The organism is Micromonospora sp. LHW51205 (assembly GCF_003315815.1).
In the GTDB taxonomy this organism is placed as follows: Bacteria; Actinomycetota; Actinomycetes; order Mycobacteriales; family Micromonosporaceae; genus Micromonospora; species Micromonospora chalcea.
In genome coordinates this window covers 1-22,786 of the sequence record NZ_QMEZ01000009.1, presented here as the reverse complement: position 1 = coordinate 22,786, position 22,786 = coordinate 1, and the positions used below count along the sequence as shown (strand labels likewise).

At 70.6% G+C, this 22,786-nt stretch carries 21 protein-coding genes and 2 tRNA genes; 12 read left to right on the top strand and 11 right to left on the bottom strand.

Annotated elements, in window-relative coordinates:
- Positions 1-62: 62 nt before the first annotated feature.
- The 8 genes from DQE82_RS25935 to rpmH form a co-directional block, all read right to left on the bottom strand.
- Entirely contained in the window at positions 63-1,103 is a 1,041-nt protein-coding gene (locus tag DQE82_RS25935; RefSeq protein WP_064448052.1) for a ParB/RepB/Spo0J family partition protein, read from the bottom strand.
- Positions 1,104-1,130: 27 nt separating this feature from the next.
- Positions 1,131-2,471: a ParA family protein gene (locus DQE82_RS31395; RefSeq protein ID WP_113974481.1), complete on the bottom strand. Its 1,341-nt coding sequence runs from the start codon at positions 2,469-2,471 to the stop codon at positions 1,131-1,133.
- A 246-nt stretch (positions 2,472-2,717) separates the two neighbouring features.
- Positions 2,718-3,584 (bottom strand): 16S rRNA (guanine(527)-N(7))-methyltransferase RsmG, encoded by an 867-nt coding sequence (gene rsmG, locus DQE82_RS25925; RefSeq protein ID WP_370446813.1) that lies wholly within the window; start codon positions 3,582-3,584, stop codon positions 2,718-2,720.
- A 236-nt stretch (positions 3,585-3,820) separates the two neighbouring features.
- The gene (locus DQE82_RS25920; protein ID WP_030499504.1) at positions 3,821-4,411 is read right to left on the bottom strand and encodes a R3H domain-containing nucleic acid-binding protein; all 591 of its coding nucleotides are present in this window, start codon (positions 4,409-4,411) and stop codon (positions 3,821-3,823) included.
- A gap of 212 nt (positions 4,412-4,623) precedes the next feature.
- Positions 4,624-5,625 (bottom strand): membrane protein insertase YidC, encoded by a 1,002-nt coding sequence (gene yidC, locus DQE82_RS25915; protein WP_043327681.1) that lies wholly within the window; start codon positions 5,623-5,625, stop codon positions 4,624-4,626.
- On the bottom strand, positions 5,626-5,865 hold the full coding sequence (gene yidD / locus DQE82_RS25910; protein ID WP_091567651.1) for a membrane protein insertion efficiency factor YidD: 240 nt from the start codon (positions 5,863-5,865) through the stop codon (positions 5,626-5,628).
- A 41-nt stretch (positions 5,866-5,906) separates the two neighbouring features.
- Positions 5,907-6,320: a ribonuclease P protein component gene (rnpA, locus tag DQE82_RS25905; protein ID WP_113974478.1), complete on the bottom strand. Its 414-nt coding sequence runs from the start codon at positions 6,318-6,320 to the stop codon at positions 5,907-5,909.
- Between the two features lie 34 nt (positions 6,321-6,354).
- Positions 6,355-6,492 carry a 50S ribosomal protein L34 gene (gene rpmH / locus DQE82_RS25900; RefSeq protein WP_018788530.1) on the bottom strand — a complete coding sequence of 46 codons (138 nt, stop codon included), beginning with the start codon at positions 6,490-6,492 and terminating at the stop codon, positions 6,355-6,357.
- A 575-nt stretch (positions 6,493-7,067) separates the two neighbouring features.
- On the opposite strand from rpmH, the gene dnaA reads away from it, so the two are divergent.
- The 5 genes from dnaA to DQE82_RS25875 all read left to right on the top strand — a co-directional run bounded on the left by dnaA (position 7,068) and on the right by DQE82_RS25875 (position 13,880).
- Complete coding sequence (dnaA, locus tag DQE82_RS25895; protein WP_113974477.1) at positions 7,068-8,900, top strand: chromosomal replication initiator protein DnaA; 1,833 nt, start codon at positions 7,068-7,070, stop codon at positions 8,898-8,900.
- Positions 8,901-10,088: 1,188 nt separating this feature from the next.
- Positions 10,089-11,222: a DNA polymerase III subunit beta gene (gene dnaN, locus DQE82_RS25890; RefSeq protein ID WP_043327678.1), complete on the top strand. Its 1,134-nt coding sequence runs from the start codon at positions 10,089-10,091 to the stop codon at positions 11,220-11,222.
- A 40-nt stretch (positions 11,223-11,262) separates the two neighbouring features.
- Entirely contained in the window at positions 11,263-12,135 is an 873-nt protein-coding gene (gene gnd, locus DQE82_RS25885) for a phosphogluconate dehydrogenase (NAD(+)-dependent, decarboxylating) (RefSeq protein ID WP_064448048.1), read from the top strand.
- A 16-nt stretch (positions 12,136-12,151) separates the two neighbouring features.
- Positions 12,152-13,282, top strand: coding sequence for a DNA replication/repair protein RecF (recF, locus tag DQE82_RS25880; protein WP_069089277.1), 1,131 nt, complete (start codon positions 12,152-12,154; stop codon positions 13,280-13,282).
- Positions 13,275-13,880, top strand: a complete 606-nt coding sequence (locus tag DQE82_RS25875) for a DUF721 domain-containing protein (protein ID WP_043327676.1) — start codon at positions 13,275-13,277, stop codon at positions 13,878-13,880. The genes recF and DQE82_RS25875 overlap by 8 nt, the downstream gene beginning before the upstream one ends.
- On the opposite strand, the gene DQE82_RS25870 is transcribed toward DQE82_RS25875, so the two are convergent.
- Positions 13,871-14,110, bottom strand: a complete 240-nt coding sequence (locus DQE82_RS25870) for a hypothetical protein (protein WP_043327675.1) — start codon at positions 14,108-14,110, stop codon at positions 13,871-13,873. The two genes, DQE82_RS25875 and DQE82_RS25870, sit on opposite strands and share 10 nt — an antisense overlap.
- A gap of 81 nt (positions 14,111-14,191) precedes the next feature.
- Here DQE82_RS25870 and DQE82_RS25865 point away from each other — a divergent pair, with 81 nt between their 5' ends.
- Positions 14,192-14,680, top strand: a complete 489-nt coding sequence (locus DQE82_RS25865) for a MarR family winged helix-turn-helix transcriptional regulator (RefSeq protein WP_069089278.1) — start codon at positions 14,192-14,194, stop codon at positions 14,678-14,680.
- Here the strand turns inward: DQE82_RS25865 and DQE82_RS25860 are convergent.
- Positions 14,665-15,219: a hypothetical protein gene (locus tag DQE82_RS25860; RefSeq protein ID WP_043327673.1), complete on the bottom strand. Its 555-nt coding sequence runs from the start codon at positions 15,217-15,219 to the stop codon at positions 14,665-14,667. The two genes, DQE82_RS25865 and DQE82_RS25860, sit on opposite strands and share 16 nt — an antisense overlap.
- Before the next feature lie 547 nt (positions 15,220-15,766).
- Here DQE82_RS25860 and gyrB point away from each other — a divergent pair.
- The 6 genes from gyrB (at position 15,767) to DQE82_RS25835 (ending at position 21,776) form a co-directional block, all read left to right on the top strand.
- Positions 15,767-17,713, top strand: coding sequence for a DNA topoisomerase (ATP-hydrolyzing) subunit B (gyrB, locus tag DQE82_RS25855; protein ID WP_043327672.1), 1,947 nt, complete (start codon positions 15,767-15,769; stop codon positions 17,711-17,713).
- Positions 17,714-17,843: 130 nt separating this feature from the next.
- Positions 17,844-20,363 (top strand): DNA gyrase subunit A, encoded by a 2,520-nt coding sequence (gyrA, locus tag DQE82_RS25850; protein ID WP_064448044.1) that lies wholly within the window; start codon positions 17,844-17,846, stop codon positions 20,361-20,363.
- 3 nt (positions 20,364-20,366) lie between these two features.
- On the top strand, positions 20,367-21,299 hold the full coding sequence (locus DQE82_RS25845) for a DUF3566 domain-containing protein (protein ID WP_043327671.1): 933 nt from the start codon (positions 20,367-20,369) through the stop codon (positions 21,297-21,299).
- A gap of 145 nt (positions 21,300-21,444) precedes the next feature.
- Positions 21,445-21,518 (top strand) — tRNA-Ile (locus tag DQE82_RS25840).
- Positions 21,519-21,561: 43 nt separating this feature from the next.
- On the top strand, positions 21,562-21,690 hold the full coding sequence (locus tag DQE82_RS31240) for a DLW-39 family protein (protein WP_013283222.1): 129 nt from the start codon (positions 21,562-21,564) through the stop codon (positions 21,688-21,690).
- A gap of 10 nt (positions 21,691-21,700) precedes the next feature.
- Positions 21,701-21,776 (top strand) — tRNA-Ala (locus DQE82_RS25835).
- 55 nt (positions 21,777-21,831) lie between these two features.
- Here the strand turns inward: DQE82_RS25835 and DQE82_RS25830 are convergent.
- A complete protein-coding gene (locus DQE82_RS25830) occupies positions 21,832-22,338 on the bottom strand; it encodes a site-specific integrase (RefSeq protein ID WP_255423893.1) in 507 nt (168 codons plus the stop codon).
- Between the last annotated feature and the right edge of the window lie 448 nt (positions 22,339-22,786).

Sequence of the window (22,786 nt, the reverse complement as noted above, 5' to 3'; positions counted from 1 at the left end):
GAGAAAGAGAACCGGCCGCACCCCCTCGCGGGCGATGCGGCCGGCCGGGCAACCTCTGACGGCTATGCCTCGGGCTGCTCCTCACCGTCCATGCCGATGATCCCGACGATCCGCTCCAGGTCGTCAACGGTGGCGAACTCGATCGTGATCTTGCCCTTGCTCCGGCCGATGTCGACCTTCACCCGGGTGTCGAACCGGTCGGAGAGCCGGTCCGCGAGATCGGTGAGCGCCGGGGCGTGCGGCTTCGGCCGGCGCTTCGCGGCAGCCGTCTTCGCCGGCTCCTCGGCGAGCGCCAGGTGCACCAGTTCCTCGGCACCGCGTACGGAGATGCCCTCGGCGACGATTCGCTTGGCGAGCTGCTCCTGCGCCTCGGCGTCGTCGAGGCTGAGCAGTGCCCGGGCGTGACCGGCGGAGAGCACTCCGGCGGCGACCCGGCGCTGCACGGCGGCCGGCAGGTTCATCAGCCGGATGGTGTTGGAGATCTGCGGGCGGCTGCGGCCGATCCGCCGGGCGAGCTCCTCGTGGGTGGCGCCGAACTCCTCCAGCAGCTGCTGGTAGGCCGCCGCTTCTTCCAGCGGGTTCAGGTTGGCGCGGTGGATGTTCTCCAGCAGCGCGTCCCGGAGCATCGCGTCGTCCTTGGTGTCCCGGACGATCGCGGGGATGGTCTCCCGGCCGACCGCCTGGGCGGCGCGCCAGCGCCGCTCACCCATGACGAGTTCGTACTTCTCGGTGTCGAGCTGGCGGACCACGATCGGCTGGAGGAAGCCGACCTCCTGGATCGAGGTCTTCAGCTCCTCCAGCGCCTCCTCGTCGAAGACGTGCCGGGGCTGCTTCGGGTTCGGCACGATGGCGTCGACCGGGATCTCGGCGAAGCGTGCGCCGGGCACCGGGCTCAGGTGCGACTCGGGCTCGACGGCCGGCGACGGGGTGCTTCCGACACCGCCGGTGATGGCGGCGGTCGCGCCCGCGACCGGAGCCGAGGGCGACGCGGCAACTGCCGACGACTCCGGTTCGGTGGCCGCCGGTTCGGCGCCCGGTACCGGTCCGGTGGGGATGAGGGCGCCGAGCCCTCGGCCCAGTCCGCCGCGGGGACGGTTCTTCATGCGACGCCTCCCAGCGACATCTCCGCACTACGCATTCCGGCTCACCGGCTCCTTGACGCCTCGTTCCGCGATCTCCTGGGCGGCCTCGAAGTAACTCGTGGCTCCCCGCGAACCGGGATCGTAGGTCATCACCGACTGGCCGTAGCTCGGTGCCTCGGAGACACGCACGTTGCGCGGGATGACGGCCTGGAGCACCTTGTCGCCGAAGTGGTTCCGGACGTCCTGCTCCACCGCGTCCGCCAGCCGGGTGCGCCTGTCGTACATGGTGAGCAGGATGGTGGAGACCTCGAGCTTCGGGTTGAGGTGCTGGCGCACCAGGTTGATGTTGTTGATCAACTGGTTGAGCCCTTCCAGCGCGTAGTACTCGCACTGAATCGGGATCAGCACCTCCTGCGCGGCCACGAGCGCGTTGACGGTCAGCAGGCCGAGCGACGGCGGGCAGTCTATAAAGACGTAGTCGAAGTGCCCCGGGTACGCGGCGATCGCCCGCGCCAGGCGCGACTCCCGGGCCACCACGGAGACCAGTTCGATCTCGGCGCCCGCCAGGTCGATCGTGGCCGGTACGCACCACAGGTTGGGGATGCCCTCGACGGCCTGGGCCACCTCTTCGAGCGGCACGCTGTCGATCAGGCAGTCGTAGACGTCGGGCACGCCGGTGTGGTGCGGGACGTTCAGACCGGTGGAGGCGTTGCCCTGGGGATCAAGGTCGACCACGAGCACCCGGTTGCCGTGCAGCGCGAGCGCCACGGCCAGGTTCACGGTGGTGGTCGTCTTACCCACGCCGCCCTTCTGGTTGGCGACGCACATCACCCGGGTCCGGTCCGGGCGGGGCATGGTGACCTCGCCACTGGGATTCAGGATCTGCACGGCGCGCATCGCCTCCATAGCCAACGGTGGATCATCCTCTTCGCGCGTCGGGGTTTCACGTGAAACGTACGTGCTGGCGTCTACCTCATCGCCGTACCCGCTCGCCTGTGGCGTGTCGGACGGCGTCACGGTGACCTCGGGAGCGGCCTGGTGCGGCACGGCCGAGACGGGCGGCTGGGGTTCGAAGCGAGCGGGCACCGCGACGTTCGCCCGCACCGCGGGTGGCCGCGGCGTCGGCGCGTTCGCCGGGCCGTCTGCCGGGTCGAGCGGGTCACGGGCCGGCGGGACGTTCGCCGGCGCCGACGAGACGGGCCGTACGGAACCGGCGGGCGGCGCGTCCCGCCGCTGCGGCGGCGGCTCGGCCGGCGGGTAAGAGGCGGACGGATCGCGGGGCTCGTTCACCGTCCACTCCCGGTAGTTGGTTTCACGTGAAACGGGGCCGGGGGATTTCCCTCCGGGCCCGGTCAACCGTGGATCGTCGTACCTGCCGTCGTCATGCACCTGTCATCCCTACCCGCTCCGGATGGTCGGTCCGCACCCGTCGAATCGAATACCGGGCGCTCGCCCGGCGTGGTCGGCTCGGCGGGAACCATCGGGTTCGGGTGCCGCCCGGCACCGCCGTTCCACACTATCGACGCGCGGTCAGCCTACGGCCGACGGGCGCGGTGGGTCCATGTCGGGTTGTGATCGATCGCGTCACGCCCACCCGGTCCAACGACCGGGTGGGCGTCCGGACAGCCGTTTCGGTCAGCGGTCGCCACGACGGCGGCCGCCACGCGACCGCTTCGGCTTCTTGGCCCGGCGCGGGTTCACCACGCGCTCACGGACCACCTCGACCACGGTCGCCGGGGACTCGATCACCCCGTCGCCGCACCGGTGCAGCTCGGGCGTGCCGCCGCCGAGGCGTACCACCGCTTCGGTGTGCTCGGCGATCTCCTCGGCGGCCGAGGCGCCCTTGAGTGCCACCAGGCGGCCGCCGGAGACCAGCAGCGGCAGGCACCAGCCGGCGAGCCGGTCCAGCGGCGCCACCGCGCGGGCGGTCACGATGTCGGCGGACAGCGGTTCCCGGTCCCGCGACCCGGCCGCTGCCTCCTCGGCCCGTCCGCGGAAGACGCGGACGTCGCGGGTCAGGCCGAGGCGTTGCACCGCCTCGATCAGGAAGGAGGTACGCCGCGCGAGCGGCTCCACGAGCGTCACTGTGAGATCGGGACGCGCGATCGCCAGCACCAGGCCGGGCAGTCCGGCGCCGGAGCCGACGTCGATCACGCTCGCCCCCTCCGGGATCCGCTCGGCCACCACCGCGCAGTTGAGCAGGTGCCGGTCCCAGAGCCGCGGCGTCTCGCGGGGGCCGATCAGACCGCGCACGACGCCGTCGGTGGCAAGCAGTTCCGCGTACGCGGCGGCGAGGTCGAGCCGGTCGCCGAAGAGCGCGCGGGCCGCCTCCGCCAGTTCCGGCGGCAGCGTCGCGGACGCCGGGTCGGGGGCGGCCGTCGACTCCGCACCGTCCACAGGGGATGGCGTGTCCTCCGCCGGCTCCGCGAACACCGGGTCGGCCGCCGCAGCCGCGGCCACCGGTGCCACGTCCGCCGCCGGCTCACCGGAGAACGCGGGCATCACGTCCACCGCCGGGTCGGCGGGCTCGACCCCGGTCACCACCGCCGGCTCGGCCGAGAAGGCGGGCTCGCCGGGGTCGGTCGCGGCCCTTTCCGGGTACGCCGGGTCGGCCGGCCCGTCGTCGTCGGAGAAGACCGGGTCGACTGTGGGATCGGGGCGCACAGCCGACGGCCCGGGCGGCGTACCACCCGGGCCGGCCACGGCGCCTGCCGTCGTCTCGTCGGAGATCACGGACCTCAGTCCGTCACCGGACGCACGACGATGCGGCGGTTGGGCTCGACGCCCTCGGACTCGCTCTCCACGCCGCTCATCGCGTTCACCACGTCGTGCACGCACTTGCGCTCGAACGCGGACATCGGCTCCAGGCGCACCGGCTCACCGTGCTCCTTGACCTTCTCGACCGCGTTCTTCGCCACGGCGGCCAGTTCCTTGCGCCGGGCGGCCCGGTAGCCGCCGACGTCCAGCAGCAGACGGCTCGGCGTGCCGGTCTGGCGGAACACGGCCAGCCGGGCCAACTCCTGGAGCGCCTCCAGGGTCGCGCCGCGCTGGCCGACCAGGTTCTGCAGCCGTCCGCCGACGACCTCGACGACCGGGCGACCGCCGGAGACCAGCTCGTCGATGTCGCCGTCGTAGTCGAGGATGTCCAGCAGACCCTCGACGTAGTCGGCGGCGATCTCACTCTGCCGGAACAGGTCGCTGTCGGCCGGGGCCTTCTTCTCCCGGGCCTCGCCCGAGGCGTCCTCGGTCTCGGTGGCGGCGGTAACGGGGGTCTCCTCGTCCAGGGACTGGTCGGCGCTGGGGATGCTGGTCTCGGTCACGGGTCTCATCTCCGTACTCGCTCGGCCGGACCGTTCGGGGGTCCGCTGGTCTCCCGGGGCCGGCGGGAGGTTCGCCGGTTGCCCTCGGGCACGTCTGTACGGGCCAGTTTCGCCCGCGGCCGCGCGTCGCGCGGCGATTCCGGCCCGGCGCCGACTCCTCGGATGGCAGCACGTGACCGGAACGGGCCACCGCCGGTGTCGCGGCGGTGGCCCGGTGGAACTCAGCCCTGTCGCTTGGCGGGCCGGCTGCCGCCCTTCTTCGGGTTGACCGGCTTGGCGCCCGGCTTCGGTCCAGCCACCTTCGGCGCCGCGGCCGGGGCCTTCGCCGCCGGCTGGGCCGCCTTGCGGCCGAACAGACCACCGGTCTTGGCCGGCTGCACCGGGCCCTTGCCGCCGGTGTTCTTGGCGGCGGTGGTGCTCTTCGCGGTGGGCGGCGGCGGGAACTTCCGCAGCACCCACTGCTGCTGGCCGAGCGTGAAGAGGTTGTTGGTGACCCAGTAGATGATCACACCGATCGGGAAGATCGCGCCCGAGATCAGCAGCGACAGCGGGATGCCGTAGAGCATCAGGCGCTGCACCATGCGCTGCTGCGGGTCCTCGGCCCAGCCGGTCTTGAGGATCATCTGACGGCTGGTCAGGTAGGTGGTGGCGATCATGATGATCACCAGGATGCCGGCGACGACCTTGACGGTGCCGGTGTTCGCGCCCAGCCGGCTGAGCTCCTCGGCGGTGGAGCCGAACTTGCCGGAGATCGGCGCGGTGAAGAGCGTCGCGTTCGAGGCGCTGTTGAACTGGTCGACAGTCCAGCCGTACAGGGTCTTGCCCTGGTTGTCCGGGCTGAGGCGGCGCAGCGTGTGGAACAGGCCCAGGAAGACCGGGATCTGGAGGAACATCGGAAGGCAGCCCATGAGCGGGTTGGCCTTTTCCTTCCGGTAGAGCTCCATCATCTCTTTCTGGAGCGTCTCCCGGTCACCCTTGTGCTTCTCCTGGAGCTCCTTCACCTTCGGCTGGAGCGCCTGCATGGCACGCTGCGACTTGATCTGCTTGACGAAGACCGGGAACAGGATCACCCGGACCGTCACCACCAGGAAGATGATGGCGAGGATCCAGGCCCAGTTCGTACCGATCACGGCCCCGACCGGAACTCCGATGGCGTCCCAGGCCGAGTGCCAGGTCAGCAGGATCCACGAGATCGCGTAGTAGATCCAGTCGAGACTAAACACTCAGGCTCCAGTCACGTCGGCACGGCGGCGGTCGCCCGGCTCCGGAACCGGGTCGTGTCCACCTGGGTGGAAGGGATGGCAGCGCGACAGCCGACGGACCGTCAGCCAGGCGCCCCGCAGCGCACCGTGCCGGGACACCGCCTCCACGGCGTAGGCACTGCACGACGGGTAGAACCGGCAGCGGGCCGGCAGAGCCGGACTTATCCACCGACGGTACGCGATGATAGGCGCCAGCAGCATGCGGGCACCGCTTGTGGGCGACGGAGTCGCGGTCGGGCCGGTCACCGCGATCGCCGTCCCCGGGGGGAGCGCGCGGCGGCGAGAGCGGCGTCGAGGTCGGCCCCGAGCCGGGTGTACGTGGCGTCGGCGGCTGCCGGCAGCGCGCGTACCACGAGGGTCGTGCCGGCGGGCAGCTCGGCCAGCCGCTCGCGGACCAGGTGCCGGAGCCGGCGGCGGACCTTGTTCCGGACCACCGCGCCGCCGACGGCCTTGGACACGACGAAGCCGGCGCGGCTCGGTGCGGAGGTCTCCGCACCGCTGGTCCGCGCCGGCTCCGGCGAAGGTGTCGCGGTGGTGCCGATCGGCTCGGGGGTGGTCAGGTGGACCACGACGGCGCCACGGCCGACGCGTCGGCCACCGCGAACCGCTGCGGCGAAGTCGCTACTGCGCCGCAGTCGTTGCGCGGCGGCCAGCACGACTGCCCACGTCCCCGGACCGGACCTGTCGGCCTCAGGCCGACAGGCGGGCGCGGCCCTTGGAACGACGGGTAGCGATGATGGCGCGGCCGGCACGGGTGCGCATGCGCAGCCGGAAGCCGTGGGTCTTCGCGCGCCGGCGGTTGTTCGGCTGGTAGGTGCGCTTGCTCACGTCAGGCTCTCCGTTGTCGTACGCCCCGCGCGGCGGATCGCCCGGGGTCGTGTGCTGGTCCAGGCCACCTTGTCGGTGACCTCCGATCGGCGCTGCCGTGACGCGCTCCCCGGCGATGCGAGGTGACAGCCACGGACAGCAAGCATCAATCACCCTAGCAGAGGGCGAGAGAGCAGCCGCTCCAGCCTACGCAGGGGCGCAATGACCGTCAAACGTCACACTCGGGCGTCCGACCTGCGTCGGAACGACGACCGAAGGGGCGGTTTTCACTGATGTTGCCAACGTCGTCAGGGTGTCGCCGGTTGATGGCGTGGGGTCCGCGCTGTTAGCGTGCCCGATTGCGGTCGGCGTCGGGGGTCCGGGGTTTGTCGCCGATCGGCAAGACCGGACACGCTGTTGAATCGTTCGGCACGGTGAACCCGCTTCAGCGCCTCCGTGGATCGAGGGGGGCAGGTCCGACCCGCGTCCGGTGGGCGGTCACAATCGGTCGGTACACAGGCTGTGGATAACTTGTGGATGACGACCGGTCAGCCGTCCGGGCGGGCGTGAGGAGCAGGCGAGGGGGTGGCACGACGGTGACCGGAGCGACCGACCTGGCCGCGGTGTGGACGGCGACCACCGACGAACTCGCCGACGAGATCATCTCCGCGCAGCAACGGGCGTACCTCCGGCTCACCCGGCTGCGGGCGATCGTCGAGGACACCGCGTTGCTCTCGGTGCCGGACGCCTTCACCCGCGACGTGATCGAGTCACGGCTCCGCCCGGCCATCACCGAGGCGCTGAGCCGCCGGCTCGGACGGCCGATACAGGTGGCCGTCACCGTACGGGTCACCGAGGACCCGGGCGCCCGCCCGGCCGGCACCGTCTACCGCAGCAGCCCGGAACCGCTCCCCGAGCACGACGGCGCCGCTCCGCTACCCGGCTTCGACCAGGCCGCCCCGACCTTCCCGTCGCCCCGCCCGGAGCCCGGTTACGCCGACTCGCGCCCCGAGCCCGGTTACGCCGAGTCCCGCCCGGAACAGCAGGTGGACGAACCGGCGCCCCGGCAGCGGACCGCGGACGGCGGCCGGCCCCACCTGATCCCCGCCGGCCGGGACGCGCAGGACACGCTCTTCAGCGCCGCGTTCGCCGAGCCGCTGCGCGCCGCACCCGAGCGCCGCGCCTTCGACGAGCGCACGCGCATCGAGCCGTCCGCTCCCGACGCCGGGGGTTACGAGCCGCGCTACCGGGAGAACCCGGCCGCCGACCCGGGGCCGATGCGCGGCCTGCCCCGCGACGGCGCCACCGACAACGGCCCCGGCCGGGGTGGCGCCGACCACCACCGTCCGGGTGGCGGCGGCCAGGCCGACCGCAGGCTCCCCGGCGGTACGGAGAGCGGCGGCAACCGGCTCAACCCGAAGTACATGTTCGAGACGTTCGTCATCGGCTCGTCCAACCGGTTCGCGCACGCGGCGAGCGTGGCGGTGGCCGAGTCGCCGGCCAAGGCGTACAACCCGCTGTTCATCTACGGCAGCTCGGGACTGGGCAAGACCCACCTGCTGCACGCCATCGGGCACTACGCGACGACGCTCGGCAACGCCCGCTCGGTCCGGTACGTCTCGACCGAGGAATTCACCAACGACTTCATCAACTCGCTGCGCGACGACAAGACCAGCGCGTTCCAGCGCCGCTACCGGGACGTGGACATCCTCCTGATCGACGACATCCAGTTCCTGGAGAACCGGGAACGGACGCAGGAGGAGTTCTTCCACACCTTCAACACGCTGCACAACGCCAACAAGCAGATCGTGATCACGTCCGACCGCTCGCCGAAGCAGCTCGCGACGCTGGAGGACCGGCTGCGTACGCGCTTCGAGTGGGGCCTGCTCGCCGACATCCAGCCGCCGGACCTGGAGACGCGGATCGCGATCCTGCAGAAGAAGGCCGCCCAGGAGCGGCTGTTCGCACCGCCGGACGTGCTGGAGTTCATCGCCTCCCGGGTGTCGAACTCGATCCGCGAACTGGAGGGGGCCCTGATCCGGGTCACCGCCTTCGCCAGCCTCACCCGTTCCTCGGTCGAACTGTCGCTGGCCGAGGAGGTGCTGCGGGACTTCATCCCGGACGGCGCCGGCCCGGAGATCACCGCGGACCAGATCATGGTGTCGACCGCCGACTACTTCGGGGTGAGCCTGGAGGACCTGCGCGGCCACTCCCGGTCCCGGGTGCTCGTGAACGCCCGCCAGGTGGCCATGTACCTGTGCCGCGAGCTGACCGACCTGTCGCTGCCCCGGATCGGGCAGGCGTTCGGTGGCCGGGACCACACCACAGTGATGCACGCGGACCGCAAGATCCGCCAGCAGATGGCGGAGCGGCGCTCGCTCTACAACCAGATCGCCGAGCTGACCAACCGCATCAAGCAGAACACCTGACCCCAGCTCTCCCACGCCGCCCGCGCACTGCCCGTCCGGCGGCTCCGGCGGTGATCAAGGAGTTTGTGTCGGGACGACACGTCATTCCTGCCCCGAACTCCTTGGTCAACAGGGCGGGGCTGCTGCGCAGGAGTCCGCCGACCCGAGCGCCTCGCCCAGCGTCTGCACGGACCCCGACCGCAGATCTTGGAAGGAAACGGCCGCCACAGGGGCCCTCGCCTTCCAAGATCTCTGCGGAGCCGGGGCTTGGCCCTCGCACGAGTCGCCCGGGCCCCGAGCCCCACCGAAACTTTGCGTCGATCATGAGGTTGACGGCGACAAACCGGGCGCCAACTGCCGCCAACTTCATGGTCGACACGTGCGGGGCGGGAGCCGGAGGGCGGGCGGGGACGGGGGCGGCGCGCCGAGGAAGGCTCGCGTTGACGCCCTGTTGACGTGATGAAGGTGACCAGCGGACGCCCGACAGGCGGCTGACGGCAAGCCGACAGCACGGGTTCGTTGACCCTCGACCCGGTGGAGGGCCCAGGATCGGGCTGTGTTCGTCCACAGCTCGTGCCCCTTGTCCACAGCCCCTGTGTCACAGGCAGTGGACAACCACCGTCCGCACCCGGCCGGTTACCCACAGACTGTGGACAACTCCTGGGGACGAGGCTGTGGACGCCTGGGGATGACGATCACCTTGTCCCCAGATGACAGGTCGCCTGTGGGCGAGCTGTTGAAGGTTCTGGGGATTAAGGCGGTCGACGCTGTCGGCGCTGTCCACAGCGCTGGGGAGAAAACCGGTGGATTAGCGGTGGACAACCGGTGGACAGCCGTGGAAAACCCGGCGGCTGGCGGGGGCTGTGGACCGGGACACGAGTTTTACCCCCGGTTCTCCACAGCCAAACCACCGGTGGATAACGTGTCTGACCTGCGCAGACGTTGGTTCTCCACAGTTTGCACAGGTGCGATGAAGACGATGAGTTATCTCTTCTAAACAACAAAAACCAATCATCACCGTTGGACTTCCTGTGGATCGGGCCGGAGCGCTGCCGTCGGCAGTCACCCCGGGCACCTGGATCCACGGGGTCGGGCGCACAGCCGATGCCCGCGCGCCCTAAGGTGCGATGGGTACCCGCACGGTCGGGCGGGACGGGTGGCAGCGGTCGGCATGAGAGAGTTGTCGCTGACGTCGACGCGGAGGCATTGATGAAGTTCCGAGTGGAGCGCGACGCGCTCGCCGAGGCGGTCGCGTGGACCGCCAAGAGCCTGCCCAACCGGCCCTCCGTACCGGTGCTGGCCGGGGTGATGCTCCGCGTCACCGACGGCAACCTGCAGGTCTCCGGCTTCGACTACGAGGTCTCCAGCCAGGTGACGGTCGAGGTGCAGGGTGACGCGGACGGCGCCGCCCTGGTCTCCGGCCGCCTGCTCGCCGAAATCACCAAGGCCCTGCCGGCCAAGCCGGTGGACATCGCCGCCGTCGGCGCCCACCTGGAGCTGGTCTGCGGCAGCGCCCGCTTCACGCTGCCCACCATGCCGGTGGAGGACTACCCGACGCTGCCGGAGATGCCGGAGAGCGCGGGCACCGTCGACGCCGCTGCCTTCGCCACGGCCGTGGCCCAGGTTGCGGTGGCCGCCGGCCGCGACGAGACGCTGCCGATGATGACCGGTGTACGCCTCGAGCTGAGCGGCGGCACGATGGCCATGCTGGCGACCGACCGATACCGCCTCGCGCTGCGCGAGATGGAGTGGAACCCGGACGACCCGGAGATCAGCCTCAACGCGCTGGTGCCGGCCCGTACGCTGCACGACACCGCCAAGGCGCTCGGCCCGCTCGGCGGCCACGTCACCATGGCGCTCTCCTCCGGCGGCGCCGGCGAAGGCATGATCGGCTTCTCCGGTGGCACCCGCCGGACCACCAGCCGCCTGCTCGACGGCGCCAACTACCCGCCGGTGCGTTCGCTGTTCCCGGCCGACCACAACGCCGAGGCCCGCGTCGCCGTCGCCACGCTCATCGAGGTGGTCAAGCGGGTCGCTCTCGTCGCCGAGCGCACCACCCCCGTGCTGCTCAGCTTCAGCGCCGACGGCCTCGTGGTGGAGGCGGGCGGCACCGAGGAGGCCCGGGCCAGCGAGGCGATGGAGGCCACCTTCACCGGTGAGCCGCTCACCATCGGCTTCAACCCGCAGTACCTCATCGACGGCCTGTCCAACCTCGGCGCCCAGCACGCCCTGCTCCGGTTCGTCGACGCGTTCAAGCCCGCGGTCATTTCCCCGGCCGGCGAGGATGGCGAGGTCATACCGGGGTACCGGTACCTCATCATGCCGATCCGCGTGTCCCGCTGATCGCAGGCAGCACGACCCTGACGTACGGAGGTAGGAGCAGATGCAGCTCGGCCTGGTAGGACTCGGCCGGATGGGCGGCAACATGCGGGAGCGGCTGCGCGCCGCCGGGCACGAGGTGGTCGGCTTCGACCACAACCCGGAGATCAGCGACGCCGCGAGCCTCACTGAGCTGGCCGAGAAGCTCCAGTCGCCCCGCGCGGTCTGGGTCATGGTTCCCGCCGGCGTCACCGACGCCACCATCGACGAACTCGCCGAGGTGCTCGGCGAGGGCGACATCATCATCGACGGCGGCAACTCCCGGTTCAGCGACGACGCCCCGCGTGCCGAGCGGCTGAACGAGCAGGGCATCGGCTACATCGACGTCGGCGTCTCCGGCGGCGTCTGGGGCCGGCAGAACGGGTACGGGCTGATGGTCGGCGGCGCGCAGCAGCACGTCGAGCGCCTGATGCCGATCTTCGAGGCGCTCAAGCCCGAGGGCGAGTTCGGCTTCGTGCACGCCGGCCCGGTCGGCGCCGGCCACTACGCCAAGATGGTGCACAACGGCATCGAGTACGGCCTGATGCACGCCTACGCCGAGGGCTACGAGCTGCTGACCGCCTCCGAGCTGGTCACGAACGTTCCCGGCGTGTTCAAGTCGTGGCGCGAGGGCACCGTGGTCCGGTCCTGGCTGCTCGACCTGCTGGACCGGGCGCTGGACGAGGACCCGGAGCTGGCCGAGCTGAGCGGCTACACGGAGGACACCGGCGAGGGCCGCTGGACCGTGGACGAGGCGGTACGGCTCGCCGTGCCGCTCAACGTCATCACCGCGTCGCTGTTCGCCCGGTTCGCGTCCCGGCAGGACGACTCGCCCGCCATGAAGGCCGTCGCCGCGCTGCGCCAGCAGTTCGGCGGCCACGCCGTCCACAAGCGCTGACCGGTATCCACAGCCTGTGTACGTCCGCCGGCTCGAACTGGTCGACTTCCGCTCGTACGAGCGCGTCGGCGTGGACCTGGAGCCGGGGCCGAACGTGCTCGTCGGCGCCAACGGCGTCGGCAAGACGAACCTGGTCGAGGCGCTCGGCTACGTGGCGACCCTGGATTCGCACCGGGTCGCCACGGACGCCCCGCTGGTCCGGATGGGCGCCACCTCGGCGGTGATCCGCTGCGCGGTGGTGCACGAGGGCCGGGAACTGCTTGTCGAGCTGGAGATCGTGCCGGGCAAGGCCAACCGGGCCCGCCTCGGCCGGTCCCCGGCCCGGCGCGCCCGGGACGTCCTCGGCGCGCTGCGCCTGGTGCTGTTCGCGCCGGAGGACCTGGAACTGGTCCGCGGGGACCCCTCGGAACGTCGCCGCTACCTGGACGACCTGCTGGTCACCCGCCAGCCCCGCTTCGCCGGGGTACGCGCCGACTACGAGCGCGTGGTGAAGCAACGCAACGCGCTGCTGCGTACCTCGTACCTCGCTCGCAAGACCGGTGGCACACGCGGCGGTGACCTGTCGACGCTGGCCGTGTGGGACGCGCATCTGGCCCAGCACGGCGCGGACCTGCTCGCCGGCCGCCTGGAACTGGTCGCCGCGCTCACCCCGCACGTGGCGAAGGCGTACGACGCGGTGGCGGCCGGCCGCGGCGCGGCGGGCATCGCGTACCGGCCCTCGGTCGAGCTGCCCGAACCCGGCGCCGACCGCGCGGCGCTGGCGGAGGCGCTGGCCGCCGCGCTGACCGCGAACCGCGCCGCCGAGATCGAGCGCGGCACCACGCTCGTCGGCCCGCACCGCGACGACCTGGCGCTCACCCTCGGCCCGCTGCCCGCCAAGGGGTACGCGAGCCACGGCGAGTCGTGGTCCTACGCGCTGGCGCTGCGGCTGGCCGGGTACGACCTGCTGCGCGCCGACGGGATCGAGCCGGTGCTGGTGCTCGACGACGTCTTCGCCGAGCTGGACACCGGCCGGCGGGACCGGCTGGCCGAGCTGGTGGGCGGCGCGAGCCAGCTGCTCGTCACCTGCGCTGTGGACGACGACGTGCCGGCGATCCTGCGCGGCACCCGGTACGCGGTGGGCGACGGGACGGTGCGACGTGTCTGACGACGAGGTGCAGCTACCGCCCGCGCGGCTCGGGCCGGGACGCGACGCGCGTACCCCGGGAAAGCCCGCGGACGGCGAGCCGGGCGCGAACCTGCCGGAGGGCGCGACCGGGCCGGAACTGGCGCGGGCTGTGCTCGACGCGGCGAAGGCCCGGCGGCAGGCGGCGGCTCCCCGGCGGCGCGGCGCGGTCCGCGGCGACGGCGAGAAGCGGCTGCGCGGCTACTCCGGCCCGGGGCCGGACCCGCGCGACCCGCAGCCGCTGGGTGCGGTGCTGGACAAGCTGGTCAAGGCGCGGGGCTGGCAGCAGCCGGCGGCCGAGGCGACGGTGTTCGGCGCGTGGGAGAAGGTGGTCGGCCCGGAGGTCGCCCAGCACAGCCGCCCGGTGAAGCTGGAGGACGGCGAGCTGACGGTGGAGGCGCGCTCGACGGCGTGGGCGACGCAGTTGCGTCTGCTGGCGGGCTCGCTGTTGCAGCAGATCGCCCGCGAGGTCGGCCACAACGTGGTGCGCAAGCTGCACATTCACGGCCCGGCTGCGCCGTCGTGGTCGCGCGGCCCCCGGCGGGTACGCGGGCGCGGGCCCCGCGACACCTACGGCTGACCGTCGCCGCCCGAGCGCTGGGCCTCCCGCCGGGCGCGCTTGAGTTCGCGCTGCTCGCGGCTCCACTGCTTGCGGCGTTCCAGGTCCTGCTTCCAGGCTTCGCGGGCCAGCCGGGAGCCGCCCTGCACCGCGCCCTGGACCTGGGAGGGGCCGGCGAGGTTCTGGAACACCCAGCCCAACAGGCGGCCACCCTTGCCGGAGGCGTCGCCCACCTGCTCGTCGTCGCTCATCCCGCCGCCCTCCCTGTTTTGTGTGCAAACCATTGGTACACCAATCGTTGCTAGGATCGCAACGACGACGAGGAGGACGAGGTGACCGACCCGATCGAGGAGGACCCCCTGGCGCTGGAGCAGCAGGTCTGCTTCGCGCTGTCGGTCGCCGCCCGGAGCGTCGTCGCGGTCTACCGCCCGCTGCTGGAGCCGATGGGGCTCACCCACCCGCAGTACCTGGTCATGCTGGCGCTCTGGCAGCACGCGCCGCTGTCCGGGCGGGATCTGAGCCGGCTGCTCCAGCTCGACCCGGGCACGCTGTCACCGCTGCTCAAGCGGCTGGAGGCGGCCGGCTACATCCGGCGGGAACGCGACGCCGCCGACGAGCGCAGCCTGGCCGTCTCGCTCACCGCCGAGGGGCAGGCGCTGCGGACGCAGGCCGAGCGGATCCCGCCGGCCATCGTGCAGCGCCTGGGTCTGCCGCTGGCCGACCTGCGGCACCTGCACACGGCGCTGACCGAGGTGATCGCGGCTGCCAACCGGGCCACGTCTTCTTTCGGCGCTGCGACGCCCGGTCAGGCGTCGGCGTAGACCGCGAAGCCGCGCTCCGCGCAGCGCCGGTAGAAGGCCGCCAGCACGCTCAGCTCGGCGCAGGTGAAGTTCCACTGCGGCGGGTCGCCGCTCTCGTCGCGCAGCCGGTCCAGCCGGCTGTCCAGCCAGCGGAGCTGCTGCTCGGCGAGCCGCCCGTCACCCAGCAACGCGCGCAGCACCTCGCTCACCGACTCGAACGTGACCGCCTCGCCGTACGGCCGGTGCCGGGCGACGAACTTCTCCAGGCCCTCGGCGATCCACGAGCAGCCGTCCGGGTCGATCACCGGGTCCTCGTCCTCGGCCGAGTTCTCCGTGGCGTAGAGCACATTTTCCAGCCCGAGGATCAGGTCGACCAGTTCGGTGTACGCGGTCGCCCGTACCGTGCCGGTCTTGGCGATCAGCTCGGCGAGCGCGGCGGTCGGCGCGGAGATCCGGGGGACGTCCACGATCTCGCCGAAGTCCACGAACTCGGCCGGCGCGACCGGGTCGTAGAAGCGGCCGGTCCGCGGCCAGTGCACCGCGACGTTGTCCAGCCCCATCGGGCGTCACCTCTCACCAAGCGTTTTCGGACCATCTTCGACGATCGTCCCGGTTGCGGGTGCGAAAGATCAAGACCGCAACGGCGGCGCCGCAAAAGCTACGGCACGCCGGACCCGGCCGCGACCCCCGGTCGGGACAGCAGCCGATCACCGGTCGGATGATCGTCACGGCTCACGGTGGCCGGTGGCGCGGCGGTGCCCCGTTGGCGTGTAGGGGGAGTCGCGGGAGGCGCGGTTCGTCCGGCTACGGCATTCTCAGCCGCCTCGGAGAGGGTGCCGAGTGGCGGTTTGGTCGGCTCCGCACAGTAAGATTGGGAGCGAGACGAAAGACCCGAGACGGAGCGACGGGCAGGGGCCCTCCGGGCCCTCGATCATAGTCCCGCCTCGGGTCCGAGCCGATCGCGATCCGCGGGCAACCGTGGCGCCCGGCGTACACGATCCGTGCCTGGTGATCCCAGGGGCGGTCCGTGCGCGCCGACGTCGCGTCCTGTCCGCCGAACCCGCGCCCCCGCGCCCACGCGCGGCCGGTGCGAGAAAGTGGCCGAGCGTGGCAGCGGAGGACAACAAGAAGTACGGTGCCGAGTCCATCACCGTTCTCGAAGGCCTGGAAGCGGTCCGGAAGCGCCCCGGTATGTACATCGGGTCCACCGGCGAGCGCGGTCTGCACCACCTGGTGTGGGAGGTCGTCGACAACGCGGTGGACGAGGCGCTGGCCGGGCACTGCGACACCATCGACGTGGTGCTGCTGGCCGACGGCGGCGTCCGGGTGACCGACAACGGCCGTGGCTTCCCGGTCGACCTGCACCCGAAGCTGAAGAAGCCGGGTGTCGAGGTCGCGCTGACCGTGCTGCACGCCGGCGGCAAGTTCGACGGCAAGGCGTACGCGGTCTCCGGTGGCCTGCACGGCGTGGGCGTCTCCGTGGTCAACGCGCTGTCCACCCGGATGGCGGTCGAGATCCACAAGGACGGTTTCGTCTGGCGCCAGCGCTACGACCACTCCAAGCCGACGCCGCTGGAGAAGGGCGAGGAGACCGACCGCACCGGTTCGGCCGTCTCCTTCTGGCCCGACCCCGACGTCTTCGAGACCGTCGACTTCGACTTCCACACCATCTACCGGCGCCTCCAGGAGATGGCCTTCCTCACCCGGGGCCTCACCATCCACCTGCTCGACGAGCGGGTGCCGGAGGACGAGGACGGCAAGACCCGCGAGGTCACCTTCCACTACGAGGGCGGCATCGCCGACTTCGTCCGCCACCTCAACGCCTCCAAGAGCCCGATCCACAAGACGGTGGTCGAGTTCGGCGCCGAGGAGACCGGCATGTCGGTCGAGATCGCCATGCAGTGGAACGAGTCGTACGGCGAGTCGGTCTACACGTTCGCCAACAACATCAACACCCACGAGGGCGGCACCCACGAGGAGGGCTTCCGGGCCGCGTTGACGAGCGTCGTCAACCGCTACGGCGCCGACAAGAAGCTGCTCAAGGGCGACGAGCGCCTCTCCGGTGAGGACATCCGCGAGGGCCTGGCCGCGATCATCTCGGTCAAGCTCACCGACCCGCAGTTCGAGGGCCAGACCAAGACCAAGCTGGGCAACACCCCGGTCAAGGGCTTCGTGCAGCGGGTCTGCAACGAGTCGCTCGTCGACTGGTTCGACCGCAACCCGGCCGAGGCGAAGATCATCATCCAGAAGGCGTCCCAGGCGGCCCGGGCCCGCATCGCCGCCCAGCAGGCGCGCAAGCTCGCCCGGCGCAAGTCGCTGCTGGAGTCCGGCTCGATGCCCGGCAAGCTGGCCGACTGCCAGTCCACCGACCCGCGCGAGTCCGAGGTCTTCATCGTCGAGGGCGACTCGGCCGGCGGCTCGGCCAAGCAGGGCCGCGACCCGCGTACGCAGGCGATCCTGCCGATCCGCGGCAAGATCCTCAACGTGGAGAAGGCCCGCATCGACCGGGTGCTGAAGAACAACGAGGTGCAGGCGCTGATCACCGCGCTGGGCACCGGCATCCACGACGACTTCGACATCGAGAAGCTGCGCTACCACAAGATCGTGCTGATGGCCGACGCCGACGTCGACGGCCAGCACATCCAGACGCTGCTGCTCACGCTGCTGTTCCGGTTCATGCGGCCGCTGGTGGAGCTGGGGCACGTCTACCTGGCCGCCCCGCCGCTCTACAAGATCAAGTGGAACAAGAAGGGCGACGACGCCCAGTACGCGTACTCGGACCGGGAACGCGACGGGCTGATCGCGCTGCGCCAGCAGAAGAAGCCCAACGCCCGCCCGGACGACATCCAGCGGTTCAAGGGTCTCGGTGAGATGAACTACCCCGAGCTGTGGGAGACCACGATGAACCCGGCGACGCGCACGCTGCGCCAGGTCACGCTCGACGACGCCGCAACCGCGGACGAGCTGTTCAGCGTCCTGATGGGTGAGGACGTCGAGGCACGTCGGTCGTTCATCCAGCGCAACGCCAAGGACGTGCGGTTCCTGGACATCTGACGGACGCGCCGGGCCGGCCGTTGATCCACCGGCCGACCCGGTAGTCCACAGAGTTATCCACAGTCTGAACGCTTTCCACAGCCGTTATCCACAGCGAGACCATGACTGAAGAGTCTGATAAGGGTTAACAGTGACCGATACTCCCGAGTCCACCCCGAACGAGCCGGAGACCCCGGAGACACTGGCCGCGGTCGTCCAGCACGACCGGATCGAGCCGGTCGGCCTCGAGGTCGAGATGCAGCGCTCGTACCTCGACTACGCGATGAGCGTCATCGTCGGGCGGGCCCTGCCGGACGTCCGGGACGGGCTCAAGCCGGTCCACCGCAAGATCCTCTACGCCATGTTCGACTCCGGCTACCGGCCGGACCGCGGGTACGTGAAGTGCTCCCGCGTCGTCGGCGACGTGATGGGCCAGTTCCACCCGCACGGCGACTCCGCCATCTACGACGCGCTGGTCCGGATGGCGCAGCCCTGGTCGCTGCGCTACCCGCTGGTCGACGGCAACGGCAACTTCGGCTCCCCCGGAAACGACCCGGCCGCCGCCATGCGATACACCGAGTGCAAGCTCGACCCGCTGGCGATGGAGATGCTGCGGGACATCGACGAGGACACCGTCGACCTGCAGGACAACTACGACGGCCGGGCCAAGGAGCCCACGATCCTGCCGTCGCGGATCCCGAACCTGCTGATCAACGGCTCCGAGGGCATCGCGGTCGGCATGGCCACCAAGATCCCGCCGCACAACCTGCGCGAGATCGGCGCGGCGGTGCAGTGGTGCCTGGAGCACCCGGAGGCCGACGAGGCCACCACGCTGGAAGCCCTGCTGGAGATCGTCAAGGGCCCGGACTTCCCGACCCACGGCCTGATCGTCGGCCAGGCGGGCATCCAGGACGCGTACCGGACCGGGCGCGGCTCGATCCGCATGCGCGCCGTGGTCGAGGTCGAGGAGGACAAGCGCGGCCGGCCGGCGCTCGTGGTCAGCGAGCTGCCGTACCAGGTCAACCCGGACAACCTCGCCGAGCGCATCGCCGAGCTGATCAAGGAGGGCAAGCTCGCCGGCATCGCCGACATCCGCGACGAGTCCTCCGGGCGTACCGGCATGCGGATCGTGCTCGTGCTCAAGCGCGACGCGGTCGCCAAGGTGGTGCTGAACAACCTCTACAAGCACACCCAGCTCCAGGAGACGTTCGGCGCCAACATGCTGGCGCTCGTCGACGGCGTGCCGCGCACGCTCAACCTGGCCCAGTTCATCCGGTACTACGTCGAGCACCAGATCGAGGTGATCCGGCGGCGGACCGCGTTCCGGCTGCGCAAGGCCGAGGAGCGGGCGCACATCCTGCGCGGTCTGTCCAAGGCGCTGGACGCGCTGGACGAGGTGATCGCCCTGATCCGGCGTTCGCCCACGGTGGAGGACGCCCGGCAGGGCCTGATCCGGCTGCTGGACATCGACGAGGTCCAGGCGACCGCGATCCTGGACATGCAGCTGCGCCGGCTGGCCGCCCTGGAGCGGCAGCGCATCCTGGACGACCTGGCGAAGCTCGAACTGGAGATCGCCGACCTCAAGGACATCCTGGCCAAGCCGGAGCGGCAGCGGCGGATCGTCTCGGAGGAACTGGGCGAGATCGTCGCGAAGTGGGGCGACGACCGGCGTACGAAGATCGTCCCGTTCGACGGCGAGGTCTCGATGGAGGACCTCATCGCCCGCGAGGACGTGGTCGTGACGATCACCCGCACCGGGTACGCGAAGCGGACGAAGGTCGACCTCTACCGGTCGCAGCGGCGCGGCGGCAAGGGCGTCAGCGGGGCGACGCTCCGCCAGGACGACATCGTCAGCCACTTCTTCGTATGCTCTACCCACGACTGGATCCTGTTCTTCACGAACAAGGGTCGGGTCTACCGGGCGAAGGCGTACGAGCTTCCCGAGGCCAGTAGGGTGGCCAAGGGCCAGCACGTGGCCAACCTGCTCGCGTTCCAGCCCGACGAGCAGATCGCGCAGATCATTGAAATCCCGAACTACCAGGTGGCGCCCTACCTGGTACTGGCCACGAAGAACGGCCTGGTGAAGAAGACGCGGCTCGAGGAGTTCGACTCCAACCGTTCCGGCGGCATCATCGCGATCAACCTGCGCGATGAGGACGAACTGGTCGGTGCGGTCCTGGCCGCTCCGGAGGACGACCTGCTGCTCGTGTCGAAGAACGCCCAGGCGATCCGCTTCAACGCCACCGACGAGGCGCTGCGTCCGATGGGCCGGGCCACGTCCGGTGTGATCGGCATGCGCTTCAGCGGCGAGGACGAGTTGCTCGCGGTCGAGGTGGTGCGAGAGGGTCTGGACGTTCTGGTCGCGACGAACGGGGGTTACGCGAAACGTACCCCGATCGAGGAATACCCGGTGCAGGGCCGGGGAGGTAAGGGCGTGCTGACCGCGAAGATCACCGAGCGACGCGGTGGCCTGGTCGGCGCGGTAGTGATCGATCCGGAGGACGAGCTGTTCGCCATCACCAGCAACGGCGGCGTCATCCGGACTCCGGTGAAGCCTGTACGCCGTACGCGTGACCGGAACACAATGGGGGTCAAGCTGATGGACCTCCCGGACGGCGTGACTATCGTGGCGATTGCTCGCAATGCCGACGAGCCTGACGAACAGGACTAGTTGATGACGGAGACACAGGCGAAGTCGGGGAACAAGGGGACCTCGGCCACCCCGGCCGAGGAGGAGGCTGCGCAGGGCGGTACACCAGCTACCGGCCGTGCGGCCGTGGGCCGGGCCACGGTTCCCGCCGACGCGCCTGCCCCGAAGTTCACCCGCGCCCCCGGCATGGCGCCGCCTCCGGACAAGCCGGGCGAGGACTCGGGTTCCCGGGACTCGTCGGCCGAGACCAAGGTCGACGCGCCGACGTCGGCCAACGGTCTGGCCGCTCCGGCGGCCAAGCCCGCGAACGCCACGAGCACACAGCCGATCAAGCCACCGGCCGCGGCCGGCCGGGCCTCCACCGGTACGACCGGCACCCAGCCGCGTATCGGCGCCGGCCTGGGCACCGCGCCGAAGACGTCGCCCGACGGCGCCCGTCCGACCACCACCGGCGCCACCGGCCAGTCCCGGCCCGCGAACGGCGGGGGCCTGCCGCCGGGCGTCAGCGGCGCGGCCGCTGTCGGCGCCGCGCGCGTGGGCGAGGCGGTACGCGCCGCGCGTACCTCGGTCAGTTCGGCCGCGTCGCGCGGGCCGCGACGGGCCCGGCTGAACCTGAAGCGGATCGACCCCTGGTCCGTGATGAAGTTCGCGTTCGCGGTGTCCGTGGTGCTCTTCATCGTGGTCGTCGTGGCGACCTCGGTGCTCTACCTCGCGCTGGACGCGATGGGCGTGTTCAAGAGCGTCAACGACAGCCTGACCGACCTGGTGAACGCCGGCGGCGGCCAGGGCGGCGGCGGCTTCCGGATCACCGCCAAGGGCGTGATCCTGACGTCGGCGCTGATCGGCCTGGTCAACGTCGTGCTGTTCACCGCGCTGGCCACGCTCAGCGCGTTCGTCTACAACGTCTGCGCCGACCTGGTCGGCGGGATCGAGCTGACGCTCGCCGAGCGGGACTGATTCGGTCGACGCCGGGGCGCCGCGCAAAGCGGTCGCCCCGGCGTCGTGCGTCCGGGTAGGTTCGGGGTGGCGCGGGTGCTTCCGCCACGGACCCCCCGATTTGGGCGCGGCGGAGGCGATGGGTTAACCTTGCTCGTCGCCACGCGGGGCTATAGCTCAGTCGGTTAGAGCGCAGAGCTGATAACTCTGAGGTCGCTGGTTCGATTCCAGCTAGCCCCACCGCACATCGTCCGACGGCAGTCGAGCACGAGGGGTCAAGCACATGTTCAAGAAGCTCCTGATCCTGGCCGGCATCGTCGGTGTGGCCGCCGTCGTGGCCAAGAAGGTCAAGGCGTCGAACGACGAGCGCGCCCTGTGGCACGAGGCGACCACCGCGCCCGACCTGCGCTGAGCGCCGACACGGGGCCCTAGCTCAACTGGCAGAGCACTGCCTTTGCAAGGCAGGGGTTAGGGGTTCGAGTCCCCTGGGCTCCACCAGCACTTTCCCCGGTTGATCTCGGTCCCGAGTACAGCCATTCGTACAGCCAAGCGGTCACGCCATCCCCTCCTCGCCGAGGACCCGGTCGATGGCCGAAGCAGCCTGACGAGCCCGCGTCGGCAGAACGTGCCCATAGGTGTCAGCCGTCATCCGGATCGTGGAGTGCCCAAGCAGCTCCATCACCGTGCGCAACTCCTCGCCTTGGTCGAGCAGGAGCGTGGCGAACGCGTGCCGCAGATCGTGCAGGTGTAACCAGTCCAGACCGGCCACAGCCCGGAGCTGCTCGAAGCGGCGGTTGACGTTCCGCGGCTCCATCGGAGTGCCGATCGTGCTGGCGAAGACCAAACCGAAGTCCGACCACAGCTCCCCCGCCGCGAGTCGTTCCTTGGCCTGCCGGGCCCGCTGAGCCTCCAACGCCCGGACCGCCAGCGCGGACAGCGGCAGAGGCCGACTCGACCGGTGCGTCTTCGGCGGCACGAACTCCAAGCCGCGGTCCGTGCGCTGGACCGTCTGGCGAACGAACAGCGCCTTACCGGGCAGGTCGACATCCGACCAGCGCAGGCTCAGGTGGGGCCGGGGTGTTGTCTCTCCGGCCCCTTCCGGTCCGATTAGTCAGTTCGTGCTGTCCCGCAGGCTCGCTCCGCGCTGTCAGCCGGCAAGGCCCCCGGCGCACCTCGCCTGTAGGCGATGTTGTGAATTGAGCCGCGGAGGAGGTGGAAGCCTGAGCAGGTCGGTTGAAAGAGGACCGGTGTTGTCGGTGTCGGCGGAGTTGGCAGGCGACCGCTCACGGAGCGGACGAGGCAGTCACCTTCACGCACGAGATGAGCCGCAGCGGTTTCCCCGAGGTGATATCGGACGACGGCACGGAGTTGCGTTCGTGCTTGTCAACGCCGGCTGAACTTTGACCCCTCTGTTCCGGCCGAATGTTGACCCCCTCGTTGGTTGTTGATGTTCAGTCGTTGGTCTTGGTTGCTGCGGGAACGCGGCCGAGGTCGCGGTCTTTGAGTCG

What these genes read in the sequence shown, in the direction of transcription:
- DQE82_RS25935 (WP_064448052.1), bottom strand. Translation starts at nt 1,103, where the DNA reads ATGAAGAACCGTCCCCGCGGCGGACTGGGCCGAGGGCTCGGCGCCCTC.
- rsmG (WP_370446813.1), bottom strand. Translation starts at nt 3,584, where the DNA reads ATGCCCGCGTTCTCCGGTGAGCCGGCGGCGGACGTGGCACCGGTGGCC.
- DQE82_RS25920 (WP_030499504.1), bottom strand. Translation starts at nt 4,411, where the DNA reads ATGAGACCCGTGACCGAGACCAGCATCCCCAGCGCCGACCAGTCCCTG.
- yidD (WP_091567651.1), bottom strand. Translation starts at nt 5,865, where the DNA reads ATGCTGCTGGCGCCTATCATCGCGTACCGTCGGTGGATAAGTCCGGCT.
- dnaN (WP_043327678.1), top strand. Translation starts at nt 10,089, where the DNA reads ATGAAGTTCCGAGTGGAGCGCGACGCGCTCGCCGAGGCGGTCGCGTGG.
- gnd (WP_064448048.1), top strand. Translation starts at nt 11,263, where the DNA reads ATGCAGCTCGGCCTGGTAGGACTCGGCCGGATGGGCGGCAACATGCGG.
- DQE82_RS25870 (WP_043327675.1), bottom strand. Translation starts at nt 14,110, where the DNA reads ATGAGCGACGACGAGCAGGTGGGCGACGCCTCCGGCAAGGGTGGCCGC.
- DQE82_RS25860 (WP_043327673.1), bottom strand. Translation starts at nt 15,219, where the DNA reads ATGGGGCTGGACAACGTCGCGGTGCACTGGCCGCGGACCGGCCGCTTC.
- DQE82_RS25845 (WP_043327671.1), top strand. Translation starts at nt 20,367, where the DNA reads ATGACGGAGACACAGGCGAAGTCGGGGAACAAGGGGACCTCGGCCACC.
- DQE82_RS31240 (WP_013283222.1), top strand. Translation starts at nt 21,562, where the DNA reads ATGTTCAAGAAGCTCCTGATCCTGGCCGGCATCGTCGGTGTGGCCGCC.